Source organism: Kitasatospora sp. NPDC058115, assembly GCF_042884635.1.
In the GTDB taxonomy this organism is placed as follows: domain Bacteria; phylum Actinomycetota; class Actinomycetes; order Streptomycetales; family Streptomycetaceae; genus Kitasatospora.
This window is the reverse complement of record NZ_JBHVTL010000021.1, coordinates 43,729-61,788: the sequence shown is the minus strand read 5'-3', so window position 1 is coordinate 61,788 and position 18,060 is coordinate 43,729. Positions and strand designations below refer to the sequence as shown.

18 protein-coding genes are annotated in these 18,060 nt (G+C 71.6%); 1 reads left to right on the top strand and 17 read right to left on the bottom strand.

Going from position 1 to position 18,060, the window contains the following annotated elements; genetic code table 11:
• Position 1: 1 nt before the first annotated feature.
• From ACFVVL_RS22650 to ACFVVL_RS22630, 5 genes are all read right to left on the bottom strand, one after another.
• Positions 2-2,440 (bottom strand): ATP-binding protein, encoded by a 2,439-nt coding sequence (locus tag ACFVVL_RS22650; protein ID WP_387677955.1) that lies wholly within the window; start codon positions 2,438-2,440, stop codon positions 2-4.
• Positions 2,441-2,613: 173 nt separating this feature from the next.
• Entirely contained in the window at positions 2,614-2,946 is a 333-nt protein-coding gene (locus ACFVVL_RS22645; protein WP_380286714.1) for an STAS domain-containing protein, read from the bottom strand.
• 406 nt (positions 2,947-3,352) lie between these two features.
• On the bottom strand, positions 3,353-4,222 hold the full coding sequence (locus ACFVVL_RS22640; RefSeq protein WP_380286715.1) for a 3-hydroxyacyl-CoA dehydrogenase family protein: 870 nt from the start codon (positions 4,220-4,222) through the stop codon (positions 3,353-3,355).
• Between the two features lie 179 nt (positions 4,223-4,401).
• Positions 4,402-5,052: a response regulator gene (locus tag ACFVVL_RS22635; RefSeq protein ID WP_380286716.1), complete on the bottom strand. Its 651-nt coding sequence runs from the start codon at positions 5,050-5,052 to the stop codon at positions 4,402-4,404.
• Complete coding sequence (locus tag ACFVVL_RS22630) at positions 5,049-6,269, bottom strand: sensor histidine kinase (RefSeq protein WP_387677950.1); 1,221 nt, start codon at positions 6,267-6,269, stop codon at positions 5,049-5,051. Before ACFVVL_RS22630 ends, ACFVVL_RS22635 begins: the two co-directional genes overlap by 4 nt.
• A 147-nt stretch (positions 6,270-6,416) precedes the next feature.
• Here ACFVVL_RS22630 and ACFVVL_RS22625 point away from each other — a divergent pair, with 147 nt between their 5' ends.
• On the top strand, positions 6,417-7,010 hold the full coding sequence (locus ACFVVL_RS22625) for a hypothetical protein (RefSeq protein WP_387677947.1): 594 nt from the start codon (positions 6,417-6,419) through the stop codon (positions 7,008-7,010).
• Between the two features lies 1 nt (position 7,011).
• On the opposite strand, the gene ACFVVL_RS22620 is transcribed toward ACFVVL_RS22625, so the two are convergent.
• From ACFVVL_RS22620 to ACFVVL_RS22565, 12 genes are all read right to left on the bottom strand, one after another.
• Positions 7,012-7,584 carry a cob(I)yrinic acid a,c-diamide adenosyltransferase gene (locus tag ACFVVL_RS22620; RefSeq protein WP_387677944.1) on the bottom strand — a complete coding sequence of 191 codons (573 nt, stop codon included), beginning with the start codon at positions 7,582-7,584 and terminating at the stop codon, positions 7,012-7,014.
• A gap of 40 nt (positions 7,585-7,624) precedes the next feature.
• Positions 7,625-8,125 carry a DUF2550 domain-containing protein gene (locus tag ACFVVL_RS22615; protein WP_344324216.1) on the bottom strand — a complete coding sequence of 167 codons (501 nt, stop codon included), beginning with the start codon at positions 8,123-8,125 and terminating at the stop codon, positions 7,625-7,627.
• Between the two features lie 147 nt (positions 8,126-8,272).
• Positions 8,273-8,656 (bottom strand): F0F1 ATP synthase subunit epsilon, encoded by a 384-nt coding sequence (locus tag ACFVVL_RS22610; protein WP_380286721.1) that lies wholly within the window; start codon positions 8,654-8,656, stop codon positions 8,273-8,275.
• A gap of 185 nt (positions 8,657-8,841) precedes the next feature.
• Positions 8,842-10,287 carry a F0F1 ATP synthase subunit beta gene (gene atpD, locus ACFVVL_RS22605; protein WP_380286723.1) on the bottom strand — a complete coding sequence of 482 codons (1,446 nt, stop codon included), beginning with the start codon at positions 10,285-10,287 and terminating at the stop codon, positions 8,842-8,844.
• 2 nt (positions 10,288-10,289) lie between these two features.
• Positions 10,290-11,204 (bottom strand): F0F1 ATP synthase subunit gamma, encoded by a 915-nt coding sequence (locus ACFVVL_RS22600; protein WP_387677939.1) that lies wholly within the window; start codon positions 11,202-11,204, stop codon positions 10,290-10,292.
• Between the two features lie 32 nt (positions 11,205-11,236).
• Positions 11,237-12,811, bottom strand: coding sequence for a F0F1 ATP synthase subunit alpha (gene atpA / locus ACFVVL_RS22595; protein ID WP_380286725.1), 1,575 nt, complete (start codon positions 12,809-12,811; stop codon positions 11,237-11,239).
• A 155-nt stretch (positions 12,812-12,966) separates the two neighbouring features.
• Positions 12,967-13,782, bottom strand: a complete 816-nt coding sequence (locus tag ACFVVL_RS22590) for a F0F1 ATP synthase subunit delta (RefSeq protein ID WP_380286726.1) — start codon at positions 13,780-13,782, stop codon at positions 12,967-12,969.
• Complete coding sequence (locus ACFVVL_RS22585) at positions 13,779-14,339, bottom strand: F0F1 ATP synthase subunit B (RefSeq protein WP_376091430.1); 561 nt, start codon at positions 14,337-14,339, stop codon at positions 13,779-13,781. The genes ACFVVL_RS22590 and ACFVVL_RS22585 overlap by 4 nt, the downstream gene beginning before the upstream one ends.
• 33 nt (positions 14,340-14,372) lie before the next feature.
• The gene (gene atpE, locus ACFVVL_RS22580) at positions 14,373-14,615 is read right to left on the bottom strand and encodes an ATP synthase F0 subunit C (RefSeq protein ID WP_030302757.1); all 243 of its coding nucleotides are present in this window, start codon (positions 14,613-14,615) and stop codon (positions 14,373-14,375) included.
• A 90-nt stretch (positions 14,616-14,705) separates the two neighbouring features.
• Positions 14,706-15,518: a F0F1 ATP synthase subunit A gene (gene atpB / locus ACFVVL_RS22575; RefSeq protein WP_224277566.1), complete on the bottom strand. Its 813-nt coding sequence runs from the start codon at positions 15,516-15,518 to the stop codon at positions 14,706-14,708.
• Positions 15,519-15,803: 285 nt separating this feature from the next.
• On the bottom strand, positions 15,804-16,178 hold the full coding sequence (locus ACFVVL_RS22570) for a hypothetical protein (RefSeq protein WP_387677934.1): 375 nt from the start codon (positions 16,176-16,178) through the stop codon (positions 15,804-15,806).
• Positions 16,179-16,539: 361 nt separating this feature from the next.
• Positions 16,540-17,925, bottom strand: coding sequence for an MraY family glycosyltransferase (locus ACFVVL_RS22565; RefSeq protein ID WP_380286728.1), 1,386 nt, complete (start codon positions 17,923-17,925; stop codon positions 16,540-16,542).
• Positions 17,926-18,060 lie beyond the last annotated feature (135 nt).

Below are 18,060 nucleotides of genomic sequence, written 5' to 3'. Positions count from 1 at the left end.
GTCACGGACCGGTCGGCGGCGGAGCCGTCGTGGGCGCCGTCGGGCTCGCCGAGCCCGGCGGCGCCGTCGTCTCCGTGGGCGTCTGGGTGGCGGGCTGGGTGGGCACCGGGGGCGTCGTGACGGGGGGCTGGGCGGTCGTCTCGCCGGTCGGCGGAGTGACGCCGCCGGCACTCCCCCCGCCGCCCGCGCTGCCCCCGCTGCCGGCCGTCCCGCCACCGCCGCTCGTCCCACCGCCGCCCGCGGCGCCCGCCGTGCCGCCCGCGGCGCCGCCGTCCGAGCCGCCCGCCGGGGGCTGCGGCGGGTTCGGGGCCTGGGTCTGCGGCGCGGCGGCGGAGGTGCTCGGCCCCGGGCTCGGTGAACGGCTCGGCCGCTTCGACGCCGAGGCCGACGGCGAGCCGGACGCCGTCCGCGGGGCGGTGGCGCTGCCGCTCGGCGCCGGTTCGTCCTCCGGTTCCTCCGGGGCCTGCGCGCCCGCCCCCTCCGCGGAACCGTCGGCGGTCGGCGCCGTCGGGGCGGACGGCGAGGGCGCGGCCGGCGAGGACCGCGTCGCGGTGGAGCGCGGCGAGGCGCCGGCGCCGGGCGCCGGCGAGCCGTCGTCGCTGCTGCTGTGCGGGTCGTTGCCCTTCTCCTCGCCGGACACGGCCACCCCGACCGCCGTGCCGAGCACGCCGAGCGCCAGGACGGCCGCCGAGGCGGCGATCGCCGCGCGCCTGCTCCCGAACCGCACCGGCACCCGGGCGATGGCCCGCAGCCCGGGCCGGCGGGCCGGCGCCGCCTTGGCCGGCGCGGCGGGCGGCAGCTGCCGGCCCTCGGCCCGCAGCAGGTCGAGCATCCGGCGCGCCCCGGCCGCCCCGCGCGACTCGCCGATCGCGCCGCGCAGCGCCAGTGCGGCCTCCAACTCGGCCGTGGCCCGGCCGGGTTCGTGGACGCAGACGGCGTACACGCCCAGCTCGTGGTGGAACCAGGCCTCGTCGGCCCGGGCACCGGTGCGCCGGGCTGCCTCCAGGCCGAGCCGCAGAGCGTGCTCCCAGGCCCCCCAGCGCAGCGCCAGCGCCAGCGCCGGGGCCGCCGCCCGGGCCAGCCGCAGCACCGCGTCGTGCCGTCCGGCGGCCCGGTCCGCGAGCAGGACGCCGATCACCACCTCGGCCTCGGCGGCGATCTGCGCCGGCGAGACCGAGGAGTGGCCGACCCACCAGGCGAAGTGCTGGGCGGCGCCGTCGGTGCTGCCACGGGCGGGCCAGTGCGGGGCGAGCAGCTCCAGCGCCCCGGCGGTGAGCCGGTGGTGGCCGCCGATCGGGGCGGCGAGCCCGGCGTCGGCGAGTTCGGCGAGCGCGCTCTCGCCCTGGCCGACGTCGATCAGCGCGGGCAGGTGCGGGGCGGTCGGGCACTCGCCGCCGAGCGCCACGGCGAGCCGCAGCACGGCCTGCGCGGTCTCGCTCAGCCCCTCGGCGAGCCGGACGGCGGGCAGGGTGGACTCGGCGACCGAGGGCAGCGGCACGGTGTCGCGCAGCGCGGCCTCGCGCACCGCCGGGTCGGGGTGGTGGACGGGCTCGGCCACCGCGCCGAAGACGTCCATCCGGTCCTCCTCGGCGGCGACCAGCGCGTCCACCGCGACGTCCCGCTGGCGCAGCAGCGCGGCGGCCTGGACGAAGCGCAGCGGCAGGCCCTCGGACTCGAACCAGAGGTCCACCGCCCAGGCCTTCTCGGCGGCGTCCAGGGGCCGTCCGGCCAGCCGGGCGGCGAGGGCCAGGCAGGCGGGCCGGGAGAGGCCGGCCACCAGGTGGTCCCGGAGCCGGGAGTCCGCCGGGAGCAGCGGGCCGTCGGAGGCGGTGGAGATCAGGAAGGCGCAGTCGGGGGCGGCGGCGAGCATCGCCTCCAGTTCGCCGCCGGCGGGCTCGACCTCGTCGATGACGACGATCGCGCCGACGCCGGCGAGGTGCTCGGCGAGCTGACCGGGGTCGGGACGGTGGCCGGGGGCGTGGTGGGTGGCCGCGAAGAGGTCCTGGAGCAGGTCGGCGGCGGTGCGGCGGTGGCCGCAGAGCCGCACCACGCCGCCGGGGGCGAGGCCGGCGGCCGCGTCGGCGACGGCGGACAGCAGGGCGCTGCGCCCGGAGCCGGCCTGGCCGACCAGGCGTATGGACCGGCCTTCGGCGAGCATGCCGAGCAGCTGGGTGACGTCGGCCTCGCGGTCGAGCAGCGGCTGGTCGGCGGGCCCGGCGCCGAGGGCGAGCGGGCCGACCTGGCGGCCGGTTTCGCCGGCCGGGCCGCGGGCGGGCGTGCCGGGGCCGTTGCGGCGGGGCCGGGGGCGCCATTCCGCGGGGCAGGGGCGGACCTCGGAGCCCTCGGGGCCGCCGACGGTCACCAGCAGTCCGCCGGAGACCAGCTCCCCGCTCCGGGTGCGCACGGACTCCTGCCGGAAGTCACCGGTTGGCTGTGCCACGTTCTGCTCCGCCCCACGCTCGCGCCGTCCACCCCTGGCGGCCGCCGCGCCCGGCAAGGGCGGGCCGGGCGGCCGTGTCCTGACCGCCAGACTCTCGCACATCCGTCCCCGCCCGCGCAGGGTGGTCCCGGGGTCCGCGCCGTCCTCGGCGGGTCCCGGGGGGTCCCGGGGGGTCAGACGGCCGGGAGGGTGGCGCCGCGGGGGTCGGCGGTGAGGCCCTCGACCGCGAGGATGCGGTGCAACCGGGTGGCCACCAGCAGGCGCTGGAGCTGGGCGGGGACGGAGCGGAGCACCAGACGGCGGCCGATGCGCCCGGCCCGGCGGTGGGTGCCCATGATCACGCCCAGGCCGGTGGCGTCCCAGAACTCCAGCCGGGCGAGGTCGAGGACGAGGTCGCCGAGGCCGCCGTCGACGGCCTGGTGCAGCCGGGACCGCGCGTCGGCGGCGGTGCGCACGTCGAGGCGGCCTTCGATGGCCAGCGCCGCGTGGTCGCCGGTGATGCGCATGCTCTCCTCCTCCGCGTGGCGGGCCTGGGGTACGGGTGTGCGGGTGCGTGCTGTGCGGGTGTCGGTGGATCCGGGTGGGCTGGCGGTCTCGGGCCGGAGGGGCGGGGCGGTGGCGGTCCGGGCGCCGGGCGGGCCCCGCTTCCCCACGCGCCGGCCCCGGCCGGAATGCCGGGTTCCCCGTCATCCATCTGACGGTGAGCCGGCCCCCTGGGTTGCTGGTTATGGCCGGATCTGAAGCAATTTCACCCGTCCGAGGGAATATACGCAGGAACTCTCCACACCTACGCTCGATTACCGCCCAAATCACCCGTCTGCGGCACCCGGCGTGAGGAAACTCACCCGCTCCACGGGGGGACGGGCCGTCCGGTTCCGTACCCGCACGGCCCGCCCGTTCACCGGCCCGGGGTCACTTGCCCTCGTACGGGTAGAAGCCGCGGCCGCTCTTGCGGCCGAGGTCGCCGGCGGTGACCATCCGGGCCATGATCTCCGGGGCGGCGAACTTCTCGTCCTGGGTCTCGTCGTAGATGTTCCGCGCGGCGTGCAGCAGGATGTCCACGCCGGTCAGGTCGGCGGTCTGCAGCGGACCCATCGGGTGGCCGAAACCGAGCCGGCAGGCGGTGTCGATGTCCTCGGCGGTGGCCACGCCCGACTCGTAGAGCTTGGCGGCCTCGACGACCAGCGCGGTGATCAGACGGGTCGTGACGAAACCGGCCACGTCGCGGTTGACCACCACGACCTCCTTGCCGACGCCCTCGGCGAAGGCACGGGCGGCGGCCAGCGTGGCGTCACTGGTCTTGTAGCCGCGCACCAGCTCGACCAGCTTCATCAGCGGCACCGGCGAGAAGAAGTGCACGCCGACGACCGACTCGGGGCGGGAGGTGACGGCGGCGATCCGGGTGATCGGGATGGCGGAGGTGTTGGAGGCGAGCACCGCGCCGTCCTTGGCGAGCTTGTCGAGCTCCTTGAAGACGCCCTCCTTGACGTCCAGCTGCTCGAAGACGGCCTCGACCACGATGTCGGCCCCGGCGACCGCGCCCAGGTCGGTGGTGGTGGTGATCCGGCCGAGCGCCGCCTCGGCGTCCTCGGCGGTGAGCTTCCCCTTGGAGACGAATTTGTCGTACGAGGCGCGGATACCGTCGACGCCGCGCCGCAGCGCCTCCTCGGTCACGTCGCGCAGGACCACCGGGTGCCCGGCCCGGGCGGAGACCTGGGCGATGCCGGCGCCCATCAGGCCGGCACCGATCACGGCGATCTGCTTGCTGGACGCACTGCTCATGGCTTGGTCTCCCGATGCCGTCGCCGCCCCGCTGGGCGGGCCCTGAAGGCGGCTCAAGGCAGGGGTCGCCCACCGAGCCGCATCGCTCATGGGCCGGACTCTAGCCCCCGGACGGGGCGCGTGGTGCCATCCGAGGGTGTGATCTGTGACCGACCTGGTCACGTGAGCAAATCGGTCGATCAGATCATCAGCCCGAGGTCCTGGGCGAGGATCGCCGCCTGCACCCGGCTGCGCAGCCGCAGCTTCGCCAGGATCCGGCTGACGTGCGTCTTGGTGGTCGCCTCGGCCATCTCCAGCCGCCCGGCGATCTCACCGTTCGACAGACCGGCGCCGATGCAGGCCAGTACCTCCCGCTCGCGCGGCGTCAGCCCCTCCACCGCCGCCCGCACCTCGGGCCCCACCACCCGGTCCGGGCGGGCGAAGGTGCCGATCAGCCGCCGGGTCACCGAGGGCGCCAGCATGCCGTCCCCGCGGGCCACCGTGCGGATGCCCTCGATCAGGGTGTCCGCCTCCAGGTCCTTCAGCAGGAACCCGGCCGCCCCGGCCCGCAGCGCGCCGTAGACGTACTCGTCCAGGTCGAAGGTGGTCAGCACCAGGACCTGCGCCGCCCCGGCCGCCACCACCTGCCGGGTCGCCGAGACGCCGTCCAGCCGGGGCATCTGCACGTCCATCAGGACCACGTCCGGCCGCAGCTCCAGGGCCAGCCGGACGGCCTCCTCGCCGTCCGCCGCCTGCCCGACCACCTCCAGCCCCGGTTCGGCCCGCAGGATCATCACCAGCGCCGCCCGGACCGCCGCCTGGTCCTCCGCGACCAGCACCCGGATCGTCATGCCCGCCCCGCTCCTTCCTCCGTCGACAGCGCCCGCGGCAGCACCGCGCGCACGCTCCAGCAGTCCTCCCTCGGCCCGGCCTCGAAGCTGCCGCCCAGCAGCGAGGCCCGCTCCGCCATGCCGACCAGCCCGGCCCGGGCGCCCGGCAGCGCCTGCCCGGCCCCCTGGCGGAACGGACTGTCCACGGCGATCCGCAGCTCCTCCGGGCGGAAGTCCAGCACCACCCGCACCTCCCCCGGACCGGCGTGCTTGAGCGCGTTGGTCAGCGACTCCTGCACGATCCGGTACGCCGCCAGCTCCACCGGCACCGGCAGGTCGCCGCGCTCGCCCCGCTCGGCCATCGCGAAGTCCAGCCCGACGTCCTGCCCGGCCGCCCGTGCCTTGGCGAGCAGCGCGTCCACCGCCGACAGGTCCGGCGCGGCGTAGGACTCGTCGGCCTCGCCGCCGCCGCTGTCCCGCAGCAGCCCGATGATGCGGCGCATCTCGGCCAGTCCCTGGACGCTGTTCTCCCGGATCACCCCGAGCACCTCGACCACCGGATCGTCCGCCGGCCGCCGCTGACGCCGCGCCACCGACTGCGCACCGGTCGCGTGGATCGCGATCGCCGACAGGTGGTTGGCCACCACGTCGTGCAACTCGCGGGCCATCCGGGCCCGTTCGGCGACCACCGCCTCGCGCCGGTCCATCTCCGAGAGCAGCGCGGTCTGTTCCGCCCGCAGCCGCTGGGTCTCCGCCTCCTGGCGGTGCTTGCGCACGATGTCGGCGGTCCACAGCGGGCCCAGGAAGATCAGCACGGTGATCACGGCCACCGTGACGGCCGTCGCCGGCTGGTCGTACACGAGGGTCAGGGTGGTCAGCACCAGCACCGAGGCGGTGCCGGTGGCGTGCAGCACCGGCGACATCCGGCGGGGTCCGTACACCACCGCCGCGTAGAGCAGGTCGGTGTACATCATGGTGGTCGCCAGCAGCGCGCCGGAGAAGATGCTCCCGGCGAAGACCAGTCCGCCGAGCACCGCGATCAGGACCGGCCTGGTCCGCCGGACGAGCTCCAGCCCCGCCATGGCCACCAGGGCCGGCAGCACCTGCCAGCGCGGGATGGCCGAGGAGTGGTCGTACACCTGGAAGGCGATCAGCAGCAGCCCGCCGAGCAGGCCCGCGAGCGCGATGCCCGCGTCGACCTGCCGTGGGGTGGGTGTCGGTCTGCGCACGCCCCCCATCAGATCATCCCGGCCCGCCACCGGGCTCGGGTGCCGGGAGGAGCCCGGGTACATCGAAAGGTGCAGCCCGGGCCCGTCCCCGGTGACGACGCGCGCGCGGGGGATGCTCCGCGAGCCTGGAAGCATCACCCACTCCCGGAGGAGACCATGATCGTCACCCTGATCGTCGCCGCCGAGATCGCCTTCTGGCTGGTCCTCTCACTGGGCCTCGCCACCCGCTACCTGCTGCGTCTGCGCAGGGCGAGCACCGTTCTGCTGGTCGGGCTGCCCGTGATCGACCTGGTGCTCTTCCTGCTCACCTTCCTCGACCTGCGCGGCGGCGCCACCGCCTCCTGGACCCACCCGCTGGCCGCGAGCTACCTGGGCTTCTCGATCGGCTACGGCCCGTCGGTGGTCCGCTGGGCCGACGCCCGCTTCCTGCACCGCTTCGCCGGCGGCCCGAAGCCGCTGCCCGCGCCCAAGTACGGCAGCGCGCGCAGCCGCTACGAGTGGACGGTCTGCCGGCGCACACTGGTCTCGGTGGCGATCACGATCACCCTGATCACCGTGCTGAGGCTGTTCACCGACGCGCCCGGCAGCTCCGTCTTCGACCAGTGGTACTGGAAGCTGGGGATCGCCGCGGTGGTGAACACCGCGATCGCCGTCAGCTACACGCTCTGGCCGAAGGAGCCGCCGGCCGGCGCGATCGTCGAGGACGGCCGGATCGTGGGCTCGCGGGTCCCCGAGCGGGCGGACCGCTGACTCAGCGGTTCTCGCCCGGCACCCAGAGCACGTCGCCGCGCTCCTTGTTGGCCGAGCGGGCCAGGATGAACAGCAGGTCGGACAGCCGGTTGAGGTACTTGGCGGTCAGCGGGTTGACGGTGTCCCCGTGCGTGTCGATCGCCGCCCAGGTGGCCCGCTCGGCCCGGCGCACCACCGTGCAGGCCAGGTGCAGGTGGGCGGCGCCGGGGGTGCCGCCGGGCAGGATGAAGCTGCGGAGCTTCTCCAGCGTCTCCAGGTAGTGGTCGCAGTCCGCCTCCAGCTTGTCGATGTAGGACTGCTCGACCCGCAGCGGCGGGTACTGGGGGTCCTCCACCACCGGGGTGGCCAGGTCGGCGCCGACGTCGAAGAGGTCGTTCTGCACCCGGGTCAGCACCGCGACCACGTCCTCGGGCAGCGCGCCGGCCGCGACCGCCACGCCGATCGCGGCGTTGGCCTCGTTGGTGTCGGCGTACGCGACCAGTCGCGGGTCGGTCTTGGTCGTGCGGCTCATGTCGCCCAGCGCGGTGGTGCCGTCGTCGCCGGTGCGGGTGTAGATGCGCGTCAGATTGACCATGCGGCCAGCCTAGCGGGACCGGTCCGGGCGTCGGCCCCCGTCAGGCGACGTTGACCCGCTGCCCGGGCGGGGCCGCCTCCAGCCAGGCGAGGAAGCCGGTGAGCGCGTCCTCGCTCATCGCCAGCTCCAGCGGGGCGCCGTTGTGCAGGCAGCGCAGCACCACCGAGCCGGAGAGCAGGGCCAGCTCCTCCTGCCCCTCCGGGTAGCGCCGGCCGAGCACCTCGATCTCCCGGCGCGGCAGGACCTTGCGCGGGCGCGGGGCGTAGGAGAAGACCCGGAACCACTCGATCGAATCGCCGCTGTACCGGCCGATACCAAAAACCCACCCCTTGCCGTCGGTCTGCGGGACCGGGGCCGGGGTGGGTTGGCCGTTCTCGTCGAGGTCGGGCTGCGTCGAGGCGTCGGCCGGCATTTTGAGCCGGTAGCTGCAGTCGAACGTGCCACCGACCCGCTGGATCACACGGCGGCGTACCGCGAACGCGACCAACCCGATCACACCGAGCGCCACGACCGCCGCACACACCACAAGGGCGAGGACCATGCTCACCTACCTCCTCGCTACCCGCGTTCCCCGTGTCGGTCGTACCAACGACCGCGTTGACCTACCAACTGAGACGACAGTCCCGGGGTCACGCTCACGCGTCCCCGGGACCGTCGGTCGACCCCGCTCGGGCGGGGTCCGGCGCACTCAGGCGTGGACCTTGTGGCCGCGCGCCGCGAACAGCCGGACCTCGGCGCGACGCTCGGCGTGCGCGTCCAGGTCGGACTTGGCCTTCTCCAGTGCGCGCTCGGCGCGCGCGACGTCGATCTCGTCCGCCAGCTCGGCGATCTCCGCGAGCAGAGACAGCTTGTTGTCGGCGAAGGAGATGAAGCCGCCGTGCACCGCGGCGATCACGGTGCCGCCGTCCGTGGTGCGGATGGTGACCGGACCGGTCTCCAGCACGCTCAGCACCGGGGTGTGACCCGGCATGATGCCGGTGTCACCGGAGGCCGTACGGGCGACGACGATGGTGGCCGCACCGGACCACACCTTGCGGTCGGCTGCGACCAGCTCGACGTGCAGCTCAGCCAACGTGGGCTCCTAGGCTCATGCAACGCCCGATTACTCGGGAGTTTCGGTAAGAATAACGGGCCCGCGCCCCCGGCATGAAACCGGCGGCACGGATTTGACCGGAATCACAGCCGATGCGACGCGAGGGGTGGGTCCCAGGGTTGGGGCCCACCCCTCGCGGTCACGCTCGGCTGCTACCGGCCGGACTACTTCTTCGCCAGCTCGGCGGCGTTCTTCTCCAGGTCCTCGATGCCACCGCACATGAAGAAGGCCTGCTCCGGGACGGAGTCGTACTTGCCGTCCGCGATCGCGTTGAAGGCCTCGATGGTCTCCGACAGCGGAACGGTCGAGCCCTCGACACCGGTGAACTGCTTCGCCACGTAGGTGTTCTGCGAGAGGAAGCGCTCGATGCGGCGGGCACGGTGGACCGTGACCTTGTCCTCCTCGGACAGCTCGTCGATACCGAGGATCGCGATGATGTCCTGGAGGTCCTTGTACTTCTGCAGGATCCCCTTGATACGGACGGCCGTGTCGTAGTGGTTCGCAGCGATGTACCGCGGGTCGAGGATGCGGGACGTGGAGTCCAGCGGGTCGACGGCCGGGTAGATGCCCTTCTCCGAGATCGGACGCGACAGAACGGTGGTCGCGTCCAGGTGGGCGAAGGTGGTGGCCGGCGCCGGGTCGGTCAGGTCGTCCGCGGGGACGTAGATCGCCTGCATCGAGGTGATCGAGTGACCGCGGGTCGAGGTGATGCGCTCCTGCAGGAGGCCCATCTCGTCGGCCAGGTTCGGCTGGTAACCCACCGCGGAGGGCATGCGGCCGAGCAGGGTCGACACCTCGGAACCGGCCTGGGTGAACCGGAAGATGTTGTCGATGAAGAGGAGCACGTCCTGCTTCTCGACGTCGCGGAAGTACTCCGCCATGGTCAGCGCGGAGAGCGCGACGCGCAGACGGGTGCCCGGCGGCTCGTCCATCTGGCCGAAGACCAGCGCGGTCTTGTCCAGAACGCCCGAGTCGACCATCTCGTCGATGAGGTCGTTGCCCTCACGGGTGCGCTCGCCGACACCGGCGAACACCGACACACCACCGAAGTTCTCGGCGACGCGGTAGATCATCTCCTGGATCAGAACGGTCTTGCCGACACCGGCACCACCGAACAGACCGATCTTGCCACCCTGGACGTACGGGGTGAGGAGGTCGATGACCTTGATGCCGGTCTCGAACATCTCGGTCTTGGACTCAAGGTCCTTGAACTCCGGGGCCTTGCGGTGGATCGGCCAGCGGACCTCGACCTGCTTGTCGAACTCCGCCTGGTCCACGTTCAGCACGTCGCCGAGGGCGTTGAAGACCTTGCCCTTGGTGATCTGGCCGACCGGGACCGAGATCGCGGCACCCGTGTCGGTGACCTGCGAGCCACGGACCAGACCGTCGGTCGGCTGCATCGAGATGCCGCGGACCAGGCCGTCGCCGAGGTGCTGGGCGACCTCAAGGGTCAGGGTCTTCTTGCCCGTGCCGTCGGGGTTGTCCACCTCGACGTGCAGGGCGTTGAACATGTCCGGGATGGCGTCGACGGGGAACTCCACGTCGACGACCGGGCCGATGACCCGCGCGACGCGGCCCGTCGCCGTGGTCGGCTCAACAGTGGTGGTCATACTCATTCGCTCCCCGCGCTAGCGTCGGCCAGGGCGTTCGCGCCACCGACGATCTCGCTGATTTCCTGGGTGATCTCGGCCTGACGGGCCGAGTTGGCAAGCCGCGTGAGCGACTTGATGAGCTCGCCGGCGTTGTCCGTCGCGCTCTTCATGGCGCGGCGGCGGGCGGCGTGCTCGGAGGCGGCCGACTGCAGCAGCGCGTTGTAGATCCGGCTCTCGACGTACCGCGGCAGCAGCGCGTCCAGGACGCCCTCCGCCGACGGCTCGAAGTCGTACAGCGGGAAGATCTCCGACCTGGCCGGCTTCTGGTCGCTGAGCTGGACCTCGTCCAGCTTCAGCGGCAGCAGCCGCGCCTCCACCGCGTTCTGCGTCAGCATGGACACGAACTCGGTCGAGATCAGGTGGAGCTCGTCCACGCCGCCGGTCTCCGCCGTGAAGGCCTCGATCAGCTCGGACGCCACCGTCTTCGCGTCGCCGTAGGTCGGCTTGTCGGAGAAGCCCGTCCACGAGCTCTCGACCGCGAGGTTGCGGAACCCGTAGTACGAGACGCCCTTGCGGCCGACGATGTACGTCACCACGTCCTTGCCCTCGGCGCGCAGGCGCTCGGAGAGCGTCGCCGCGGCCTTGATGGCGTTGGTCGAGTAGCCGCCCGCCAGACCGCGGTCCGCCGTGATCAGCAGGACCGCGGCGCGCGAGGCGCTCGGGTTCTCGGTGGTGAGCGGGTGCTTGGCGTTGGACCGGGTGGCCACCGCCGTCACCGCCCGGGTGAGCTCATCGGCGTACGGAGTGGAGGCGGCCACCGCGCGCTGCGCCTTGACGATGCGCGACGCGGAGATCATCTCCATCGCCTTGGTGATCTTCTTCGTCGCGGTGACAGAGCGGATCCGGCGCTTGTAGACCCGAAGCTGTGCTCCCATGGGTCGTTACGTCCTTTCCCTCGCTACCGGACTCAGGCCTGCTCGGAGAGCAGCTTGCCGTCAGCGGTCTGGTAACCCGCCTTGAAGGACTCGATGGCCTTCGTCAGCGCGTCGACGGTGCCGTCGGCCAGCAGGCCGGTCTCGACGATGCCGGCGAGCAGGTCCTTGTGCTGCAGGCGCACGTAGTCCAGGAACTCGCGCTCGAAGCGGCGGATCTCCGCGACCGGGACGTCGTCCAGCTTGCCGGTGGTGCCGGCCCAGATGGAGACGACCTGCTCCTCGACCGGGAACGGCTGGTACTGGCCCTGCTTCAGCAGCTCGACCATGCGCGCACCGCGCTCCAGCTGGGCCTTGGAGGCCGCGTCCAGGTCGGAACCGAAGGCGGCGAAGGCCTCCAGCTCGCGGTACTGGGCGAGGTCCAGACGCAGACGGCCGGCGACCGAGCGCATGGCCTTGATCTGGGCGGAGCCACCGACGCGGGAGACCGAGATACCGACGTTCACGGCCGGGCGGATGCCGGCGTTGAACAGGTCGGACTCCAGGAAGCACTGGCCGTCGGTGATGGAGATGACGTTGGTCGGGATGTACGCCGAGACGTCGTTGGCCTTGGTCTCGATGATCGGCAGACCGGTCATCGAGCCGCCGCCGAGCGCGTCGTTCAGCTTGGCGCAGCGCTCCAGCAGGCGGGAGTGCAGGTAGAAGACGTCACCCGGGTAGGCCTCGCGGCCCGGCGGGCGGCGCAGCAGCAGGGAGACGGAGCGGTAGGCCTCGGCCTGCTTCGACAGGTCGTCGAAGATGATCAGGACATGCTTGCCGTCGTACATCCACTCCTGGCCGATGGCCGAGCCGGTGTACGGGGCGAGGTACTTGAAGCCGGCCGGGTCGGAGGCGGGAGCGGCCACGATGGTGGTGTACTCCAGCGCGCCGGCCTCCTCCAGGGCGCCGCGGACGGACGCGATGGTGGAGCCCTTCTGGCCCACGGCGACGTAGATGCAGCGGACCTGCTTCTCCGGGTCGCCCGAGCGCCAGTTGTCGCGCTGGTTGATGATCGTGTCGACGGCCACCGCGGTCTTGCCGGTCTGGCGGTCACCGATGATCAGCTGACGCTGGCCACGGCCGATCGGGGTCATCGCGTCGATGGCCTTGATGCCGGTCTGCAGCGGCTGCTTGACCGACTTGCGGGCCATGACGCCCGGAGCCTGGAGCTCCAGGGCGCGACGGCCGGTCGAGGCGATGTCGCCCAGGCCGTCGATCGGGTTGCCCAGCGGGTCCACGACGCGGCCGAGGTAGCCGTCGCCGACCGGGACGGAGAGGACCTCTCCGGTGCGGCGCACCGTCTGGCCCTCCTCGATGCCGCCGAACTCACCGAGGACGACGACACCGATCTCGCGGGTGTCGAGGTTCAGCGCGAGGCCGAGGGTGCCGTCCTCGAACTTCAGCAGCTCGTTCGCCATGACCGAGGGCAGACCCTCGACATGGGCGATGCCGTCCGCCGCGTCAGTGACCGTGCCGACCTCTTCCACAGAGGCGGCGTCCGGCTGGTACGACTGGACAAAGTCGGCCAGCGCGTCCCGGATCTCCTCCGGACGGATCGTAAGCTCCGCCATCAGGCTTCCCTGCTCTCCTAGTTTGCGATCCTCGGCCCGCCATTGAGGGCCGCAAGTACTCGACTCTCGGCCGGGTCGTATGAACCGGCCGTACGTTTTCCCGACTCCGGTGGAGCCGGTTTCCCGACCGAGGGTCGGATGTGCTGCTTGGGTGTTCAGCCTTCGAGCGACTGACGAGCGCCCTCAAGGCGGCTCGACACCGTGCCGTCGATGATCTCGTCACCGATCTGCACCCGGACACCGCCGACGACCTCGGGGTCGATGTCGATGTTCAGGTGGACCTGGCGGCCGTACAGTCGGCCGAGGGCACCCGACAGGCGCTCCTTCTGGCCGTCCGACAGCGGCGCCGAGGTGGTGACCTGGGCCACCACACGGTCACGCCGGGCCGCGGCGAGCTTGGAGTAGGACTCCAGCCCCTGCTCCAGGCTACGGCCACGCGGGTTGGTGACCAGGCTGGTGACCAGCCGCACGGTGCCCGCGTTGGCGCGGCCGCCGAGCAGCTTCTTGATCAGGGCCGCCTTGGCGACGGCGCCGGCCTTGGGCTCGGTCAGCGCGGAACGCAGCTCGTGCGAGCCGCTCACCACCCGGCCGAACCGGAAGAGCTCGTCCTCGACGTCGTCCAGGGCACCGGCCTTGTCGGCGGCGATGACCTCGGCGTACGCGGCCAGCTGCTCCGTGGCGTCGACCAGGTCGCGGGCGCCCGACCAGCGGGACCGGACCAGGCCGGAGACCAGGTCGACCGTCTCGCCGGACACCTGGCCGGTCAGCAGCGAGGAGACCAGCTGCGCCTTGTCCTGGCCCGACCGGGAGGGGTCGGTCAGAACGCGGCGGAGCGACACCTCACGGTCCAGCAGGGTCGTGACGGCGGTGAGCTCCTCGGCGAGCACGGCCGCGTCCACCGAGGTGGAGTCGGTCAGGCTCTCCAGGTTCTGCCGCCCGGCGGCCAGAGCCTCGCGGCTGGCGCCGATCACTTGGCCGCACCCTGAGCAACGGCGGCCTTGGCCTCCAGCTCGTCCAGGAAGCGGTCGACGACACCGCTCTGCCGCGCGTGGTCCTCAAGGGACTCACCCACGATGCGGGACGCCAGCTGGGTGGCCAGCGAGCCCACGTCCTGGCGCAGGGCGGCGGTCGCCTGCTTCTTGTCGGCCTCGATCTGGGCGTGGCCGGCGGCGACGATGGCCTCGCGCTGGCGCTGGCCCTCCTCGCGCATCTCGGCGAGCTGGGCGGCGCCCTGCTCGCGAGCCTGCTCGATGATGCGAGCAGCCTCGTGACGCGCCTCGGCGAGCTCCGCGCGGTACTGCTCAAGCGTGGCCTGGGCCTCGGCCTGAGCGGCCTCGGCGCGCTCCATGCCGCCCTCGATCGCGTCCCGGCGCTCCGACAGCACCTTCTCGATGCTGGGGAGGAGCTTCTTGCCGAGGATCCCGAAGACGATGAAGAAGCAGAGCAGGCCGATGATGATCTCGGGCCATGCGGGCAGAAGGGGGTTCATGATCTCCCCCTCCTCCGCGAGGTGAGCCGCGATGCTCATATCTGGACCTTCCTCGAAGGGTCTACGCCGGGATTACTTGGGGCCCTGGCCGAAGACGAACGGCATGACGATGCCGATGAGGGCGAGCGCCTCGGTCAGCGCGAAGCCGATGAACATGTTGGAACGGATCAGGCCGGCGGCCTCGGGCTGACGGGCCATGGCCTGGACACCGTTACCGAAGATGAGACCGACACCGATGCCGGGGCCGATCGCGGCGAGGCCGTAGCCGATGGAAGCGACGGAACCGTAGACGCCGACCTCAGCGAGCATGCTCATTGCAATGTGTCCTTTGCGGGGATGGTGATCCGGTGGTGATTGGCCACCGGGCGTTCCGGGGGGTGGTTCAGGAGGGCCGCAGCCCCTGGCTCAGTGCGCCTCTTCCAGGGCACCGGCGATGTAGCTGCTGGCCAGCATCACGAAGATGTAGGCCTGCAGGAACTGGACCAGCAGCTCGAAGGCGGTCAGGCCGACGGCGACGATGAACGAGGCCGAGCCGTACAGCGCGCCCAGGGTCGGGCTGAGCAGGTACCAGGAGGCGATGGAGAACATCACGATCAGCAGGTGGCCGGCGAACATGTTCGCGAAGGCTCGGACCGCGAGCGTGAAGGGGCGCACGAAGATGTTCGAGAAGAACTCGATCGGCACCAGGATGAACATGACCCAGCCGGGGATGCCCGAGGGCCAGCAGAGGTTCTTGAGACCGCCGACGAAGCCGTGCTTCTTGAAGGTCAGCGTCATGTAGGTGATCCACACGACCGCGGCCAGACCGGCCGGGAACGCGATCGCCGCCGTCACCGGGAACTGGGCGAACGGGATGACCGACATGATGTTCAGCAGCCATACGAAGAAGAACATCGAGACCAGCATCGGGACGTACTTCTCGCCCTTTTTGCCGATCGTCTCCAGCACGATGGAGCGCTTGACGAAGTCGTAGCCGATCTCACCGACCAGCTGCAGCTTGCCCGGGACCAGCTTCGGCTTGGCGAACGCGGCCCAGAAGAACACCACGACCAGCGCGGCCACGATGATCGACAGCAGCATCGGCTTGTTGAACTCGAAGCTGCCGATCGAGAAAATCGGCTCGAACTGGAACTCGTTCAGGCCCGGGGCCGGGAAGCCGCAGCCAGCGTCCCCGAAGTGGCAACTGCCTGAGGCGAGGGACGTGAGTTCAGCACTCACCACGGACTCCTTCGTCGTGACGCATGGTTACGGCAACCTCGCTGTGTCGGCGTGGCCTGCGACCACGGAGCGGCACTGGAACTTGATGGGTTTCTCGCCGACCCCGCGCGTCAGTGCGCTGCACCGAAGCGGGATCATCGAAGACTGCGCGGATCCGGGGGGCGATCGGTCCGCCGTGCGGACAGACCAGGCCTCTTCCCGTACTCCGTTGTTGCGACGGACGATAGCAGCCCGTCAGCGCGGCATAAACACCGCCCCCCTCGTTGGGGGGACAGTGGGGCGTCATCACTGTTGACGCCCCTTGTCGGACGGCTTCTCGGCCTTCTTTTCAGAGGCTTCGGGGTCGACGTAGAAGGTCTTGGCCTTCAGGGCGCCGCGCACCTGGAACCCGGTCCAGATCAGCGCGCAGCCGAGCAGCGTGAAGGCGAAGGCCTGCCGGTTGAAGAGTTCGGTGTCCTTGAAGACCGCCAGCACGATGCCGACCAGCAGGATCTGCGTGGTGTACACCAGCAGCGCGGCGGCCATCATGATCTGGGGGTTCGACCTGGTCAGCCGGTCGAGGGCGACCTGCCCGAAGGTGAAGAAGGCCATCACCAGCAGGGCGCCGAAGAGTGCTCCGAGCAGGCCCTTGCCCCCGGCGACGGCGAAGGAGATCGCCATCGCAATGACTCCGGCGGCCGCAGTGGGGATCGCGGCGCCTCGGAGGATCCGGGCGTCGTTGGACGGCATGTCGGCAACTCCGGCGGCATGTCGATGTGGCGGGGGGACGGGCGAGAAGCGCGGTGGGGACACCGGACCGGAACCGCCGCGGGCCGGCCGCTCGACGGCGAGCCCGTCGAGGGAGACCCACCAGGGACGGAAGTCATCCACCTGTCAGGTCTTTCGGCGTGTTCTCGGTACTCGTGAACGGTATCACAAACTATTTGATGAGAGCTTTACCATGAATGTGTGGCACCTGTCACACCGACGGGCCAAGGGTGCCGCCGAACGGGTGACGACGGTTGACGGGCCATCACCTCCGCTAGCGGCTCCGGCCGTTGCCGTGACCCCGGCCGGTGATCGCCGACGATCCCTTCGGCACCCCGCCGAGCAGGCGCTTGTCCTCGGCCGACAGTTCGGCCATCGGTTCGGAGGCCGCACGACCGGCCGATTCGGCGGTGAGCTCCGCGCGCTCCGCGCCCTCCCCACCTTCCGCGGTCCGGGCACCGTGCGCAACCGGCCCGGCGGTCCGGGCCACCGGACGGCGGCGGTAGCGCGGCGGCACGAAGGCCTGCACCGCGCGCGGGGCCCGCGGCCGGAACCGCGGAGTGAGCAGCACCACCAGGCCGACCAGGCAGAGCCCGGCCAGCGTGAGGACGACGGTGCGGCCGGTGTTGGTGACCGAGAAGGCGACGGTCCCGAACGCGATCAGCGCGGCCCAGAAGTACATGATCAGTACGGCACGGCTGTGCGAGTGGCCGACCTGGAGCAGTCGGTGGTGCAGGTGCCGCTTGTCGGCGGCGAACGGGGACTGGCCCGCCCAGGTGCGGCGGACCACCGCGAGCAGCAGGTCCGCCAACGGCAGCGCGATGACCGTCAGCGGCAGCAGCAGCGGGATGTAGATCGGCACCAGGGCGTGCACGGTGGCGGTCTGCGAGCCCAGCTCGCTGGTGATCAGGTCGGGGTCCACGCGGCCGGTGATGGAGATCGCGGCGACGGCCAGCATCAGCCCGAGCATCATCGACCCGGAGTCGCCCATGAAGATCCGGGCCGGGTGCATGTTGTGCGCCAGGAAGCCCAGACACATGCCGATCAGCAGCACGCTGAACAGCACGGCGGGGGCGGCGTCGGTGATCGTGTAGCCGTACCAGAGCCGGTAGGAGTACAGGAAGAAGGCCATCGCGGCGATGCAGACCATGCCGCCCGCCAGGCCGTCCAGGCCGTCGATGAAGTTCACCGCGTTGACCATGACGACGACCATGACCACCGAGATGACCATGCCCTGGGTGGGGCTGACCGCGACCGGCCCGACACCCGGCACCGGCAGGGTGATCACCGTGACGCCCTGCCAGACCATCACGCCGGCGGCGATCATCTGGCCGCCGAGCTTCACCAGGGCGTCCACGCCCCACTTGTCGTCCAGCACGCCGAGCAGCCACATGATGCCGGCGCCGGAGAGCAGCGCCCGGATGTCGGTGCCCTGGGAGAACACCTTGCTCAGGTTGTCCAGCTGGGAGGCGACCAGGATGCCCGCGCAGAGTCCGCCGAACATGGCGATGCCGCCGAGCCGGGGCGTGGGCTCGCGGTGCACGTCGCGGGCGCGGACCGGGGGCATCGCCCCCGCCGCGATGGCGAACTTCCGGACCGGGCCGGTCAGCAGGTAGGTGACGGCCGCGGTGCAGAACAGCACCAGCAGATACTCACGCACCACTGGCCTCCTGCATCGCTGTCCGACGGGTGGGTACCGAAGGTACGCCCGTGCCTGTCCGGGGTTCGAGGTGCGTCGCCACGGCACACACCTTATTGAGTCCGACGCCGGGGGCGCGCATCGCGGTTCGCCCTG

What these genes read in the sequence shown, in the direction of transcription:
- ACFVVL_RS22585 (WP_376091430.1), bottom strand. Translation starts at nt 14,339, where the DNA reads ATGAGCATCGCGGCTCACCTCGCGGAGGAGGGGGAGATCATGAACCCC.
- ACFVVL_RS22645 (WP_380286714.1), bottom strand. Translation starts at nt 2,946, where the DNA reads ATGCGCATCACCGGCGACCACGCGGCGCTGGCCATCGAAGGCCGCCTC.
- ACFVVL_RS22570 (WP_387677934.1), bottom strand. Translation starts at nt 16,178, where the DNA reads ATGGCGATCTCCTTCGCCGTCGCCGGGGGCAAGGGCCTGCTCGGAGCA.
- ACFVVL_RS22600 (WP_387677939.1), bottom strand. Translation starts at nt 11,204, where the DNA reads ATGGGAGCACAGCTTCGGGTCTACAAGCGCCGGATCCGCTCTGTCACC.
- ACFVVL_RS22640 (WP_380286715.1), bottom strand. Translation starts at nt 4,222, where the DNA reads ATGAGCAGTGCGTCCAGCAAGCAGATCGCCGTGATCGGTGCCGGCCTG.
- ACFVVL_RS22630 (WP_387677950.1), bottom strand. Translation starts at nt 6,269, where the DNA reads ATGGGGGGCGTGCGCAGACCGACACCCACCCCACGGCAGGTCGACGCG.
- atpD (WP_380286723.1), bottom strand. Translation starts at nt 10,287, where the DNA reads ATGACCACCACTGTTGAGCCGACCACGGCGACGGGCCGCGTCGCGCGG.
- ACFVVL_RS22620 (WP_387677944.1), bottom strand. Translation starts at nt 7,584, where the DNA reads ATGGTCAATCTGACGCGCATCTACACCCGCACCGGCGACGACGGCACC.
- ACFVVL_RS22625 (WP_387677947.1), top strand. Translation starts at nt 6,417, where the DNA reads ATGATCGTCACCCTGATCGTCGCCGCCGAGATCGCCTTCTGGCTGGTC.
- atpE (WP_030302757.1), bottom strand. Translation starts at nt 14,615, where the DNA reads ATGAGCATGCTCGCTGAGGTCGGCGTCTACGGTTCCGTCGCTTCCATC.
- ACFVVL_RS22615 (WP_344324216.1), bottom strand. Translation starts at nt 8,125, where the DNA reads ATGGTCCTCGCCCTTGTGGTGTGTGCGGCGGTCGTGGCGCTCGGTGTG.
- atpA (WP_380286725.1), bottom strand. Translation starts at nt 12,811, where the DNA reads ATGGCGGAGCTTACGATCCGTCCGGAGGAGATCCGGGACGCGCTGGCC.
- ACFVVL_RS22635 (WP_380286716.1), bottom strand. Translation starts at nt 5,052, where the DNA reads ATGACGATCCGGGTGCTGGTCGCGGAGGACCAGGCGGCGGTCCGGGCG.